Origin of the sequence: Streptomyces sp. NPDC058375 (assembly GCF_042723425.1) — a bacterium.
In the GTDB taxonomy this organism is placed as follows: Bacteria; Actinomycetota; Actinomycetes; order Streptomycetales; family Streptomycetaceae; genus Streptomyces; species Streptomyces durocortorensis.
Window position 1 is genome coordinate 11,350 of sequence record NZ_JBHXJG010000032.1, and the last position, 13,488, is coordinate 24,837.

The 13,488-nt window shown below is 70.4% G+C and carries 12 protein-coding genes; 6 read left to right on the top strand and 6 right to left on the bottom strand.

Annotation, left to right across the window (positions count from 1 at the left end; all coding sequences use genetic code 11):
* Positions 1–10: 10 nt before the first annotated feature.
* Positions 11–2,755, bottom strand: coding sequence for a penicillin acylase family protein (locus tag ACFWM7_RS08225; protein ID WP_383256549.1), 2,745 nt, complete (start codon positions 2,753–2,755; stop codon positions 11–13).
* A 217-nt stretch (positions 2,756–2,972) separates the two neighbouring features.
* Here ACFWM7_RS08225 and ACFWM7_RS08230 point away from each other — a divergent pair, with 217 nt between their 5' ends.
* The 6 genes from ACFWM7_RS08230 (at position 2,973) to mscL (ending at position 9,079) form a co-directional block, all read left to right on the top strand.
* Positions 2,973–4,622, top strand: coding sequence for a potassium/proton antiporter (locus tag ACFWM7_RS08230; RefSeq protein WP_383256618.1), 1,650 nt, complete (start codon positions 2,973–2,975; stop codon positions 4,620–4,622).
* Between the two features lie 334 nt (positions 4,623–4,956).
* The gene (locus tag ACFWM7_RS08235; protein ID WP_383256552.1) at positions 4,957–6,237 is read left to right on the top strand and encodes an MFS transporter; all 1,281 of its coding nucleotides are present in this window, start codon (positions 4,957–4,959) and stop codon (positions 6,235–6,237) included.
* A gap of 66 nt (positions 6,238–6,303) precedes the next feature.
* The gene (locus ACFWM7_RS08240) at positions 6,304–6,654 is read left to right on the top strand and encodes an FmdB family zinc ribbon protein (protein ID WP_383256555.1); all 351 of its coding nucleotides are present in this window, start codon (positions 6,304–6,306) and stop codon (positions 6,652–6,654) included.
* Between the two features lie 103 nt (positions 6,655–6,757).
* On the top strand, positions 6,758–7,660 hold the full coding sequence (locus ACFWM7_RS08245; protein WP_383256561.1) for an S-methyl-5'-thioadenosine phosphorylase: 903 nt from the start codon (positions 6,758–6,760) through the stop codon (positions 7,658–7,660).
* Positions 7,661–7,862: 202 nt separating this feature from the next.
* Complete coding sequence (locus ACFWM7_RS08250; protein WP_383256564.1) at positions 7,863–8,423, top strand: hypothetical protein; 561 nt, start codon at positions 7,863–7,865, stop codon at positions 8,421–8,423.
* A gap of 113 nt (positions 8,424–8,536) precedes the next feature.
* Positions 8,537–9,079 carry a large conductance mechanosensitive channel protein MscL gene (gene mscL / locus ACFWM7_RS08255; protein WP_383256568.1) on the top strand — a complete coding sequence of 181 codons (543 nt, stop codon included), beginning with the start codon at positions 8,537–8,539 and terminating at the stop codon, positions 9,077–9,079.
* A gap of 16 nt (positions 9,080–9,095) precedes the next feature.
* Here mscL and ACFWM7_RS08260 read toward each other — a convergent pair whose 3' ends face one another.
* The 5 genes from ACFWM7_RS08260 to ACFWM7_RS08280 form a co-directional block, all read right to left on the bottom strand.
* On the bottom strand, positions 9,096–9,320 hold the full coding sequence (locus ACFWM7_RS08260; RefSeq protein WP_356565225.1) for a hypothetical protein: 225 nt from the start codon (positions 9,318–9,320) through the stop codon (positions 9,096–9,098).
* A gap of 61 nt (positions 9,321–9,381) precedes the next feature.
* Entirely contained in the window at positions 9,382–9,777 is a 396-nt protein-coding gene (locus ACFWM7_RS08265) for a hypothetical protein (protein WP_383256571.1), read from the bottom strand.
* Positions 9,774–10,499 (bottom strand): Rieske (2Fe-2S) protein, encoded by a 726-nt coding sequence (locus tag ACFWM7_RS08270; RefSeq protein WP_383256573.1) that lies wholly within the window; start codon positions 10,497–10,499, stop codon positions 9,774–9,776. Before ACFWM7_RS08270 ends, ACFWM7_RS08265 begins: the two co-directional genes overlap by 4 nt.
* Positions 10,496–11,098, bottom strand: a complete 603-nt coding sequence (locus ACFWM7_RS08275) for a 4Fe-4S dicluster domain-containing protein (RefSeq protein WP_383256576.1) — start codon at positions 11,096–11,098, stop codon at positions 10,496–10,498. Before ACFWM7_RS08275 ends, ACFWM7_RS08270 begins: the two co-directional genes overlap by 4 nt.
* 6 nt (positions 11,099–11,104) lie before the next feature.
* A complete protein-coding gene (locus tag ACFWM7_RS08280; RefSeq protein ID WP_383256582.1) occupies positions 11,105–13,432 on the bottom strand; it encodes a molybdopterin oxidoreductase family protein in 2,328 nt (775 codons plus the stop codon).
* Positions 13,433–13,488 lie beyond the last annotated feature (56 nt).

Sequence of the window (13,488 nt, forward strand, 5' to 3'; positions counted from 1 at the left end):
CTCCATGGGGCTACGGATTCAGCGTCAGCGTGTCGACGGTGGACTCGTCGACCGCTTCCCGCCCGAAGGACCAGTCGAGCAGTTCCCCGTCGACCCACTTGTCGGTCTGGTCGGTGTAGTGCGCGTTGAACGCATGTCCGGAAGCCCCGCTGAGGTTGATCCAGCGGGACTTGTCCCAGTCCCCCACGTTGACGACCATGCGCATCGACGGCACCCACACGACCTCGTAACCGCTCGCCGCGTTCCAGCCGGTGGCGTTGACCGCCGCCTCGCCGCCGCCGAGGTTCCAGGGGCCGCGGTTGAGCGCCCGCTGGAGCAGGCCGGGGCCTTCGGTGCCGAGGGTCTGGTTCTTCAGCGTCAGCCGGTGCAGCCGGCCCCAGCTCCAGGTGTCGATGTTCTTTCCGAGCTTGGAGGTCAGCTCCCAGCGGGCGTCGTCCATCGCGCGGGCGAACAGGTCGTCCCGGCTTTCCAAGGCGTCCTCGCGACCCCGGGCGGGCGCCTTCCACCACGCGTTGTCCTGGTCGTCCACGATGTCGCGGACCACCTGGAACCAGCGGTCGCCGCCGTCCGGCTGCGCGGTGTCGCCGTCGCGCTGGCCGCACTCGCGGACGAGCTTCTTCTGCTGGTCGGCCGGGCCGCTGTTCTTGGCCGGCGGCACGTTCAGGCAGTCGCCCTCGACCCGCATCTCTTTGGGAAGCTTGTTGCCGAAGGCGAGCTTCAGAATGTTGCGCCAGACGCCGTTGAAGTACGCGGCGGCGGCCGAGTCGGGTTCCTGGGTGTAGTCCCAGCCCTCCAGCAGCTTCTGGGCCTCACGGACGCTCGGGTCGGAGATGTTGATCTCCTTCAGCTTGGGCACCAGCAGCGCGGCGATCTCGCTGAAGTTGTCCATCTGCATCTTCTGCATGTCATCGGTCGAGACCTTCTCGCCGCCCTTGATCTTCTGGGTCAGGAGGTCGTTGATCCGCTGACTGCGAGCCCCGTAGCCCCAGTCCTTGGTCAGGAGGTGCGGGTACTTCTTCTCGTCGATGACGGCCTGGTTGGCGGTGACGATGAAGCCGCGGTCCGGGTTGTACTCGTAGGGCAGCTCGTCGAAGGGGATGTAGCCCTTCCACGCGTACTTCGGATCCCAGCCCGGCGCCGGCGCCGTACCGTCGAAGCCCGCGGAGCGGACCGGGATCCTGCCCGGCGCCTGGTAGCCGATGTTGCCCTCGGTGTCGGCGTAGATGAGGTTCTGCGAGGGGACCTCGAAGTTCTCGGCAGCCGCCCGGAAGGTGGTGAAGTCCTTGGCCCGGTTGAGCGCGAAGACGGCGTCCATGGACTTGCCGGGCTGCAGCGCGGTCCACTTCAGCGCCACCGCGTAACCGTCGGCACGGTCGGGCGCGGCGTTGCTGACGGGGGCCTTCTGGCCGACCTTGTCCAGTTCCTTGCTGCGGTCGGAGACCAGGGGCCCGTTGTTCGTCTCGCGGACGGTGATCGTCCGGTCCCGCCCGCCGGCGACCTTGATGGTCTCCTCGCGGGTCTTGAAGGGCTTGGTGCTGCCGTCGTACAGGTAGCCGTCGTCGGAGACCTTCTCCAGGAAGAGGTCCGTGACGTCGGCGCCGAGGTTGGTGAGGCCCCAGGCGATGTCCTGGTTGTGACCGATGATCACACCGGGCATGCCGGAGAACGTGTATCCGGCGGTGTCGTACTGGCAGCTCGCGGACACCTCCCGGCAGTGCAGGCCCATCTGGTACCAGAGGGAGGGCAGCATCGGCGCGAGGTGCGGATCGTTCGCGAGCAGCGCCTTGCCGGACGTCGTGTGTCGGCCGCCGACGACCCAGGAGTTCGACCCGATGCCGTTGCCGTTCGGGCCGAGCAGCGCCGGGATCTCGTCGAGGGTGTCGGAGAGGGCGGAGAGCTGGGTGTTCAGGCCCCCGGCGGCCCCCTCGGGGGTCGTGGCGCCGACGTTGTCCGAAGGGGTCGCCTCGGGGTCGAACTCGCCCGTGACCGGGGAGATGGCCCCCTGCTCGACGATCGGCCTGTTCTTCTTGTACGGGTACGCGGGGTACAGGTCCTTGATCTGGTCCTGGTCGAGGCGGCTGGTCAGCAGCGAACGGTCGATCTCGTCCTGCATGTTGCCGCGCAGGTCCCAGGCCATCGCCTTGAGCCAGGCCACCGAGTCGACCGGCGTCCACTCGGCGGGCTTGTAGTCGTTGGTCAGGCCCAGCGCCGCGTACTCGACCGAGATGTCCCGGCCTTCCTTGCCCTTCAGATACGCGTTGACGCCCGCCGCGTACGACTGCAGGTTCTTCTTGGTGCCCTCGTCCAGGACCTCGTCGTACTCCTTCTGCGCCACCTGCCGCCAGCCGAGCGTGCGCAGGAAGGAATCGGTCTCCACCTGGCCGGAACCGAACATCTCGGAGAGCCGGCCGGACGTCATGTGCCGCCGGACGTCCATCTCCCAGAAGCGGTCCTGGGCCTGGACGAAACCCTGGGCGCGGAAGAGGTCGGCGTCGGTGTCCGCGTAGATCTGCGGAATCCCGTAGGAGTCGCGTTTGACCTCGACGTCACCCGAAAGGCCGTCGAGAGTCATCGACCCGGTGGTCTGTGGGTACGAGGCCCGCACGGTGGATACGGACCAGTACGCCCCATATCCGACACCCGCGACGAGCGCCAGCACCAGGACGAGCACGATCAGGCGGGCGCGTCGCCCCTTCTTCCTGCCGGGCTTCTTCGCGTCGGAAGGGCCGGAAGAGGCGGTTGTGTTGGCGGGCATCGCTGTCCTTCGAGGGGCAGGGTGGTCCTGGGCGTGCAGGAGCAACCATAGGCGCAGCGGAGAAGCCACTCGGACGCGGTATAGGGATGCATCCATTTGCGTCTTCCTCGTACGAACACTCGAAGCCGTCAAGGAATCGTTAACGATTAGGTAAGGTAACGAAGTAACTGGCTGCCGGAGGACGATCCGGCAGGCGCACGCAGGGAAGGAACGGCCGCTGACTGTCCACGCGCTCAATGAACTCCTGCTCGTCTGCTCGCTCGTCCTGCTCGTCGCCGTGGCGGCGGTACGGATCTCCTCGCGCAGCGGGCTCCCCAGCCTGCTCCTGTATCTCGGCATCGGGATCGCCCTCGGGCAGGACGGCATCTTCGACGTCAAGTTCGACAACGCCGAGCTGACGCAGGTGTTCGGCTACGCCGCCCTGGTCGTCATCCTGGCCGAGGGCGGACTCGGGGCGAAGTGGAAAGAGGTCAGACCCGTCCTGCCCGCGGCCGCGGTGATCTCGACCGTCGGCGTCGGCATCAGCGTGGGCATCACCGCCTCGGCCGCGCACTACCTGGTCGGTCTGGACTGGCGTCAGGCGCTCATCATCGGCGCGGTCGTCTCATCGACCGACGCGGCGGCCGTCTTCTCCGTGCTGCGCAGGGTTCCGCTGCCGCCCCGGATCACCGGGGTCCTGGAGGCCGAGTCCGGCTTCAACGACGCTCCCGTCGTCATCATGGTCGTGGCGCTCTCCGCGGTCGGTCCGGTCGAGCACTGGTACGTCCTGGTCGCGGAGATCGCCATGGAGCTGGCCATCGGCGCCGCCATCGGCATCGCGGTGGGCTGGCTGGGATCCCTGGGGCTGCGCCATGTGGCACTGCCGGCCTCCGGCCTCTACCCGATCGCCGTGATGGCCATCGCCGTCTCGGCGTACGCGGCGGGTGCCATGGCCCACGGCAGCGGGTTCCTCGCCGTCTACCTGGCCGCGATGATCCTCGGCAACTCCAAGCTGCCGCACTGGCCCGCCACCCGGGGCTTCGCCGACGGGCTCGGCTGGCTGGCTCAGATCGGCATGTTCGTGCTGCTCGGCCTGCTGGTCACCCCGCACGACCTGGTCGACGACTTCTGGCCCGCAATCGTCGTGGGCCTGGTGCTGACCATGGTGGCGCGGCCGCTGTCGGTCTTCCTGAGTCTCGCGCCGTTCCGGCTGCCGGCCCGCGAGAAGGTCCTCATGTCCTGGGCCGGGCTGCGTGGGGCGGTGCCCATCGTCCTGGCGACCATTCCGATGGTGTCCGGGGTGGAGGGCAGTACGAGAATCTTCAACATCGTCTTCGTTCTGGTCATCGTCTACACCCTGATCCAGGGCCCGACGCTGCCCTGGGTCGCGAGCAAGCTGAACATCGCCGACGACCCGGCCGAGGCCGACGACCTGGGCATCGAGTCGGCCCCTCTGGAGCGGCTGCGCGGCCACCTGCTGTCGGTCGCCATTCCCACGAAGTCGAAGATGCACGGTGTCGAGGTCGGCGAGCTGAGGCTTCCGGCGGGCGCCGCGGTCACGCTGGTGGTCCGGGAGAACAAGAGCTTCGTCCCGTCCCCGGCGACGGTGCTACGGCGCGGCGACGAGCTGCTGGTGGTGGCCACCGACCCGGTGCGCGACCGGGCGGAGGAACGGCTCCGGGCGGTCGCCGAGGGCGGCAAGCTGGCCGGCTGGCTGGGCACGGGCGGATCCCCCGCTTCCGGGGCACCCGGCGCCTCGGGCCCGTACGGCGGGTCGGCCATCCCTCAGGCGATGAAGCTGGCCAAGAAGCTCGGCGGCGCCAGCGCCAACGGAAGCGGCAGTGGAAGCGGAAGCGGAAGCGGAAGCGGCACAAAAACACGTCCCTGAGCCCTTATAAGGCGACAACACAGGCGATCAGCGGCAAACGCGTCGCAGATCACAGGCCGATACGGAAGCCCCGTGCGCAATCACAGGCGCGCGGGGCTTCATGCCTGTAGCATGAAGGCAAACCTGATCGACCAACTCTGTCTGAAGCAGAGCTGGCGCGACCGTATGGCGGTCGTGGTGTCTCTTCGCCCGGCGTTTCTTCGCCGATTGCAGCGAGTCGCCCGGCATCTACCGCAGTTCCGCGCGAAGAGGACAGCTCTCGGCCGCTTCCGTCCGGCCCGCCCCACAAGGGCGCCGGGAAGCAGGGCCACCAGGCGGCAGAAAGGCAAGGACCGTGGCGACCACGGTCTCCGACCGCCCCGGATACGGGCAACTGCTGCGCACCCCCGGTGCGTGGACCTTCCTCCTCCCCGGCTTCGCCGCACGGCAGCCCTTCGCGATGCTCACCATCGGCATCGTCCTCCTCGTGCAGCACACGACCGGCTCGTACGGCAGCGCGGGCGCCGTCGCGGCGGTCTCCGGCGTCTCCATGGCGCTGTTCGCCCCGCAGAGCGGCAAGCTCGCCGACCGCTTCGGCCAGCGCGCCGTCCTGCTGCCCGGGGTCCTCCTCCACGCCGTCTCCGTGAGCGCCCTGACCATACTGGCGCTGACGGACGCGCCCCTGTGGGCGCTGTTCGTCGCCGCCGTGCCGACCGGTGCCTCGATCCCGCAGATCGGCCCCATGGTGCGGGCCCGCTGGGCGGCGATGCTGGGGGCGACCCCCGAGCGGCCCGCCTCCCCGCTGATGTCCACCGCGGCCGCGTTCGAGTCCGTGACGGACGAGTTCACGTTCGTCCTGGGTCCGGTGATCGCCACCGCGCTGTGCACCGGCGTGCACCCGGCAGCCGGACTGATCACGGAAGCCGCCCTGACCCTGGTCGGCGGCCTCCTCTTCGCGGCGCAGCGCGCGACGCAGCCCGCCCCGCGCAACGCGGCCACCGAGGCCGAACCGCACGCCTCGGCGCTCTCCATTCCTGGCGTGCGCGTCCTGGCCGTCACCTTCCTGGGCATCGGCGCGGTCTTCGGCGGGATGCAGGTCTCACTGACCGCGTTCTCCGAGGAGATCGGCCACCCCGGCGTCAACGGCGTCCTTTACGGGATCTTCGCGGCGGGCAACATGCTGGCAGGCATCGCCTGCGGCGCCATCGCCTGGAAGAGCAGCCCGCGCCGCCGGCTGATCGTCGGGTACGTGGCGCTGACCCTGACCGCGTCGGGCCTGTGGGCCGTGCACTCGGTGCCGCTGCTGGCCGGGCTCGGCCTGCTGGTCGGCCTCTGCATCGCCCCGGCGCTGATCAGCGGATACACCCTGGTCGAGGCGCTGGTGCCCGCCACCGCCCGTACCGAGGCCTTCACCTGGCTGACGGGCGCGGTGGCGCTCGGACAGGCGGCGGCCGTGACCGTGGCGGGGCAACTCGCCGACGCCCACGGCGCGAGCACCGGATTCCTGGTGCCCCTGGCCGGAACCGCGCTGGCCCTCATGACCTTGCTGGCCCTGCGCTCGCGGCTGACTCCGAGGTCCCCGGGACGCACCGTGGCACGTGGGATCGGTCACCGCGAGCCGGTCACGGTGGACTGATTCCGCGGAATACGTCAGTATGGAGCGTCGTTAGCACTCACTGAGTGAGAGTGCCAGGAGGAGCAAGTGCCGACCTATCAGTACCAGTGCACCGAGTGCGGCGAGGGCCTCGAGGCGGTGCAGAAGTTCACCGATGATGCCCTGACCGTGTGCCCGAGCTGCGACGGACGCCTCAAGAAGGTGTTCTCCGCGGTCGGCATCGTCTTCAAGGGTTCCGGGTTCTACCGGAACGACAGCCGCGGCTCCTCGTCGAGCAGCGCGCCGGCGTCGACGGCCTCGAAGTCGTCCGACTCCGCGTCGTCCTCGTCGTCGGGTTCGGACACGAAGACGAGCGCATCGTCGTCGTCCTCTTCGTCCGCCTCCTCCTCGTCGTCGGCCTCCGCGTCGGCCTCGTCGAGCGGTACCTCGGCCGCCTGAGCCCGCGTACGCCCCACCTGCTTTCTCACCGGACCCCGCCGAGACCACTCGGCGGGGTCCGGTCGTTTCCCCCGGGCAACACCCCTGCGGATACGGTGACCGCATGGTGAACGCACATACGGAAACGAACTCCGGTACGAGCACGGAGACGGGTACGGGTACGGCGGGGGCCGAGGGTTCCGCGGAGATCGGCGTCATCGGCGGCTCGGGCTTCTACTCCTTCCTGGAGGACGTCACCGAGGTCGCCGTGGACACCCCCTACGGGAAGCCGAGTGACTCGGTCTTCCTCGGCGAGCTCGGCGGCCGGCGGGTGGCCTTCCTGCCCCGCCACGGACGCGGCCACCACCTGCCGCCGCACCGCATCAACTACCGGGCCAACCTGTGGGCGCTGCGCTCCGTCGGGGTCCGGCAGGTGCTCGGGCCGTGCGCGGTGGGCGGGCTGCGGCCGGAGTTCGGGCCGGGCACGCTGCTCGTCCCCGACCAGCTGGTGGACCGCACCAAAGCCCGCGTGCAGACCTACTACGACGGTGAGACCCGGGCCGACGGGACCGTGCCGAACGTCGTCCACCTGGGCTTCGCCGACCCGTACTGCCCCGAGGGGCGCAGGGCGGCGCTCGCGGCGGCCCGGGGACGGGACTGGGAGCCGGTGGACGGCGGCACCCTGGTGGTGGTCGAGGGGCCCCGCTTCTCGACCCGCGCGGAGTCGCGCTGGCACGCGGCGATGGGCTGGTCCGTCGTGGGCATGACCGGGCACCCCGAGGCGGTCCTCGCCCGTGAGCTGGGGCTCTGCTACACGACGATGACCCTGGTGACCGACCTGGACGCGGGGGCCGAGGCGGGCGAGGGCGTCTCCCACGAGGAGGTACTCCAGGTGTTCGCGGCCAACGTGGACCGGCTGCGCTCGGTGCTGTTCGACGCGGTGGCCGGGCTGCCGAAGAGCGAGAGCCGCACCTGCACGTGCGCCCATGCGCTGGACGGGATCGACACGGGGATCGCGCTGCCGTAGCGGGGATGGCTGCCGCTCGGGCGGGGCGGAACTCACCGATCGGGTGACGGAGTTGTCCACAGTTCGAGGACTGTCCACAGGCCGCAGCGGGATCTGCTCGGACGCGGGAAAGTGAGGGGAGTTCGGCCGGTCACACCGGTCCGGACTCCCCTTTCCCTTGCGCATTTCCTTGCGCTCGTCCGCACTGATCCCAGGTGGTGCCATGTCCACTTCTTCCTCTCCCTCCCCCTGCCCCGCGCCGGTGCCCGCGCCGTGCGGGGTAGGGCCGTTCGGGCCCTTGCGGGTGCGGGGCGGTGGCGCGGCCCGGCTGCGGCGGATGGTGCGCCGACAGCGGCGTGCGGCGGCCGCGGGGCTCGCGCTGGCGGGCGCGGCGCTGGCGACCACGGGTCTGAGCAGCGCCGACGGAGTAGCCGGCCCGCCGGACGCTCCGCCGGGGTCGGGCCGGGCGCCGGTACGGCTGGTCTCCGCACCGGTCCGGATCGCGGATCCGGAGACGGTACGACTGCTGCGGCCGGGAGACCGGGTCGATGTGATCGCGGTGGGCGATACGGGCGGCGACGCACGCGTGGTCGCCCGCAGGGCGCGCGTGGCGAAGGTGCCGCAGACGACCGGACACCTCGGCGGCCACGCGGCAGACGGTGCGAGTGCGGGGGCGGGGGCCGGGGCTCTCGTGGTGTTGTCCGTGGAGCGGTCGACCGCCACGGCGCTGCTCGGCGCGGGCGCTTCGGGGCGGCTGGCCGTGGCGGTGTCCGATGCGAACTGACGCCCTGCCACCGGACCCGTGGGGCTCTGCGGATTGGACAGTAGCGTCTTCTCCCGCCTTAGGTGGCGGAGCACATGGCTCCACTCACCGCCCATGCGAAGGAAGGCTCACCTGTGAGCGAGAAGAAGGTCAGTCTGCTGGACGGCTTCAAGGCCTTCCTGATGCGCGGGAATGTGATCGACCTCGCGGTGGCTGTCGTCATCGGTGCCGCTTTCACCAACATCGTGAACGCGGTCGTCAAGGGCATCATCAACCCCCTGGTCGGTGCGTTCGGCACCCAGGACCTGGACAACTACAGCTCCTGCCTCCAGGGCCCGTGCACCACGGACCCGAAAACCGGGGAGATGGACGGGATCGAGATCCTGTGGGGCTCGGTGCTCAGCGCCACCCTCAGCTTCCTGATCACCGCTGCCGTCGTGTACTTCCTGATGGTGCTGCCGATGGCCAAGTACCTGGCCAGGCGGGCGGCGATGCAGGCCGCCAGGGAAGGCGTGCAGGAGACGATCGAGGTGAGCGAGCTGGAGGTGCTGAAGGAGATCCGCGACGCCCTTGTCGCCCAGCGCAACGGTGGCGGGCCCGGCTTCCCCGGGCCGGACTCGGGCGACGGCCCGGGCGGGACCGGCGGGGCTGCCGCGGGTCCGCGCGAGGGCCGGTAGCCCTCCGGGCGACCGCTCAGATGTGGTGGGGCGGCTTCTCGTCCAGGAAGCGCGCGAGGTCCGCGGCGCTGCCGCCCGTGAGAGGCCGCTCGCCCCACCCCTGGTCCGTATCGTCCGCGGACTGCCGGTCCAGCGGATCGTCGAAGATCAGAACCGGCTTGGGCTTCGGTTCCTGGTGCGGCTGCTCCTGTGGCTGCTGCTGCTTCGCATCACGCGGTCGGGGGGCGGGGGCGGCGCTCATGTCTCCAGGGTACGGCGGCTCGCCACGGGGGGTGAGCCGCCGTGGGGCCGGGCGGCGGGCGTCAGCGGTCCTTCGGGTCGACGAGCCACAGGCCGAGCACGACGAGGAACGACAGGCAGAGGAAGCCGGCCCCCCACCAGGCCGTGCCGGTATTGCCCTCCATCCACTCGTCGATCAGGACCGTCAGCCCCCAGAGCTGGCCGATGACGACGGTCATGGCCAGGGCGAGCCGGGCGGTCAGTTTCGAGGAGCGCTCGGGGTCCTGGTCGGTGCCCGCTCCGGGCCCGGGGCCGGTGTGCCGGACGCGGGGATCGCCGTATCCGCTGGTGGGGCGGATCTGCGGATACCGCTCGTGGACGGGCCGGTTCAGCGCGGGGTCGGTGCTGCCGGGGTGGTAGGTGGGGTAGTGGCTGCCCGGGGGCGGCAGCGGCTGCTCGGGGTGCGGGGTGTCGCTCATGCCCGCCTGCCCGGGTTCTCGGCGACGGCGGACGTCGCACCGGTGCTCCGGTTGCGGGCTCGTGCCCCGGCGGCCCGGGGCGGGGCCTCGGCTCCGTCGGCGCCCGGGCAGCCGATACGGGCGGCCAGCTCGGGGCGCTCGCCGCCGAGCTGGCGGCAGAGGCCCTCCTCGACGCTCTCGCCGGAACGGGTGGTCCCCACCGCCCAGACGCTTCCGTCGGCCTGCTCGATGACCACGACCTTGGGCAGCCCACGCGGTGGCGGCCCGGCGGTGACCTCGCCGGACCGGGCATCGAAGACTCCCTCGTGGCACGGGCAGTACAGCTCGCCCTCCGTGCCCCGGTCCTTGCGCCAGAGCACGGCGCAGGCGAGGTGGGTGCAGACGGCGGAGTAGCCGACGAGAGTGCCGTCGTCGAGACGGACGGCGACGGCCCGGTCCTCCTCGCCGGGGTAGCGGAAGGCGATCGATTCGCCGGGCAGGAGCCGGCCGGCGATGCGCTTCGGCTCGGGGGCCTTGCCCTCCTCGCCGTCGCCGTGGCGGTGGAGGATGCCCGCGGCCACCCCGATGCCGCCGACTGCGAGTCCGCCGGAGACGGTGGTGACGATCCGGAGGTAGTCCCGCCGGGTGGTGAGGGAGTCGGCGGCGATCCGGTCCTGGAGCGCCTCGCGCGGGTCTCCTCCGGCGGGGTGCTCGCCGGCCGGCTGCTGGTCGGTGACGCTCATCGGCGGACGTCCTTCCCGTTGATCTCGACGACGGGAAGACCGCCGGGGACCGGCCACTGGACCCGTTCGGCGGGGACGACCATGGCCACGCCGGTGCGGACCTCGGTCTCGCCGAAGACGAAGGTGTCGGCGACCTGGACGCCGGGGCGCTCCGCCTGGAGCTCCTCGACGGTTCCGTAGAAGAGCGCTCCGGTCGGGCAGACGGTGGCGCACATGGGGGCGAGGCCGTAGGCGGTGCGGTCGTAGCAGAGGTTGCACTTCATCTGCAGCTTCGCCTGGAGATCGATCTTCGGTACGCCGAAGGGGCAGGCGTTGACGCAGTTGGAGCAGCCGATGCAGCGGGTGGTGTCGGCCTGCTGCACCACACCGTCCGCGGTCACCAGGATCGCGTCGGCGGGACAGACCTCGGCGCACGGGGCGATTGGGTCCTCGCAGTGCATGCAGACGGTCGGAAGGGAGGCGACGGACTGGCCCTCGTCGGTGTAGTCGAGGTGGATCATCGATTTGCCGCGGTGCGAGTCGCATTCGCGGCATGCGGAGACACAGGCCTGGCAGCCGATGCAGCGCCCCGGGTCGATGAAGATCGTTCTGCCCATCATGGGGCCTCAGCTCCTCTCCGAGGTGCCACGGCCCTGGGGGGCCGTGGGAGGCAGCGGGTCGGTACGGGAGACCTGGGTCTCCGGGTAGGCGACATGGCCGGGGGCGACCGGCGGGGCGGGGACCTCGTCGATCCGCTCGGCGTGCTCGATGCGGCAGGCGCACACCTTGTACTCGGGGATCTTGGAGCGGGGGTCGAGGGCGTCGATGGTGAGGGCGTTGGCCGCGGTGGGGACGGGCCAGTGGTACGGGACGAACACGGTGTCGGGGCGGATCGCCTCGGTGACCAGGGCGGGGAAGACCTCGCTGCCGCGCCGGGTGACGACGCGGACGGGTTCGCCGTTACGGAAGCCGTGGGAGGGGTGGATCTCGGCCCAGGGGCGCGGGGTCTGTTCGACGAGGGCGCCGAGCCTGCGGGTCTGGTTGCCGGAGAGGAAGTGGGCCACGGTGCGGCCGGTGGTGAGCGACATGGGGTGCTCGTCGTCGTACGGGTCCATCGGCGGGTGCCACTCGACGACCTGGAGGTGGATCTTGCCGTCGGGGTGGTAGGTCTTCCCGTCCTCGAAGAGGCGCGGGGTGCCGGGGTGGTCGGTGGTGGGGCAGGGCCAGGCGATGCCGCCGGTCTCCTCCAGCCGTTCGTAGGTGATGCCGTAGTAGTCGTTGACGGTGCCGGCGGAAGCAACGCGCAGCTCGTCGAAGACCGACCGGGAGTCGGGGAAGTCGAACTTGTCACCCGCACCGAGTCGGCGGGCGAGTTCGCACATCACCCAGGTGTCGGTGCGGACGCCGGGGGGCGGGTCCTGGGCCTTGTTGTGCTTGACCACGCGGGCTTCCGCGTTGGCCATCACGCCTTCGTCCTCGGCCCAGGTGGTGACGGGGAAGACGACATGGGCGTTGGCGGCGGTCTCGGAGAGGAAGAAGTCGAATTGCGCGTGGAACTCGGTGGTGTCGTACCCCTCCTTGACCACCCGGTAGTTGGGCAGGGAGACGAAGGGGTTGTTGCAGATGCCGATCAGGCCGCGGATCTCGCGGCGCTGCATCTGCCAGACCATTTCCATCATGGAGGTCCCGGCGGGCGGGAGTTCGGACTCCTCGATGCCCCAGATCTCGCAGATCTGGCGGCGGTGCTCCTCGTTCATGATGGAGCGTCCGCCGGGGAGGAGGTCGGACTTCTGGCCGTGCTCGCGGCCGCCCTGTCCGTTGCCCTGGCCGGTGAGGGTGCCGTAGCCGGCGCCGGGTTTGCCGATGTGGCCGGTGGCGGCGCAGAGGTTGATCACGGAGAGGCAGTTCTCGACGCCCTGCGAGTGGTGCTCGATGCCTCGGGCGTGCCAGGCCATGGCCTTGGGGGCGCGGGCGAAGGCCCGGGCGACCTGGACGATCTGCCCCGCGGGGATGCCGCAGATCGCGGCGGCGCGGGAGGGCGGGTATTCGGCGGCCTTGGCCTTGAGCTCCTCCCAGCCGGTGGCGTGGTCGGCGAGGAAGTTCTCGTCGGTGAGCCCTTCCTCGATGACGACGTTCAGGACGGAGGTGAAGAAGGCGGAGTCGGTGCCGGGCTTGAGGGCCACGTGGATGTCGGCGGTCCGGGCGATGGCGGTCTCGCGCGGGTCGATGACGATGAGGCTGGCCCCGCGGTCCCGGGCTCCCCAGACGTACTGGGTCATCACGGGGAAGCACTCGCCGACGTTGGAGCCCGCGATGAGCAGGCAGTCGGTGAGGAGGATGTCGGAGAAGGGGTTGCCGGCCCGGTCGATGCCGAAGGCCAGTTTGTTGGCGCCCGCGGCACTGACCATGCAGAGGCGGCCGTTGTAGTCGACGTGCCGGGACTTGAGGGCGACCCGGGCGAACTTGCCCACCAGATAGGTCTTCTCGGAGAACAGGCTGGCCCCGCCGAGGAGCCCGAAGGCGTCGTTGCCGTACGTCTGCTGGATGCGCTTGACCTCGGAGACGGTGAAGTCGAGCGCCTCCTCCCAGGAAACCTCGCGGAACTCCTCGTCGCGGGAGCGGCGCATCAGCGGGGCGGTGAGCCGGTCGGGGTGGTTGACCTGCTGGTAGGCGTTGATGCCCTTGGGGCAGAGCCGCATCCGGTTGATGTCGTGGTTGCGGGGTTCGACGCCGAAGACCTTGCCGCCGCGGTCCACGCGCAGATACATCCCGCACTGGACGCCGCAGAAGCAGCAGTGGGTGGGCACCAGCGTCTCGCCGTTCTGGTCGGCGTGCCACTGGTCGGCCGGGATGCCGCCCGCGTCGCGGAAGGCGCGGGTGCCGGGAGGAGCGAGGGAGGGATCCAGGGGGATGAAGGTGCGGCGGTCGGCGGCAGCTCGCGGCTCCGCGGTCACCGGATCTCTCCGAGAGTGCCTCGGCCTGCAGGCCGGGGAGGAATCGGACTCCCGCA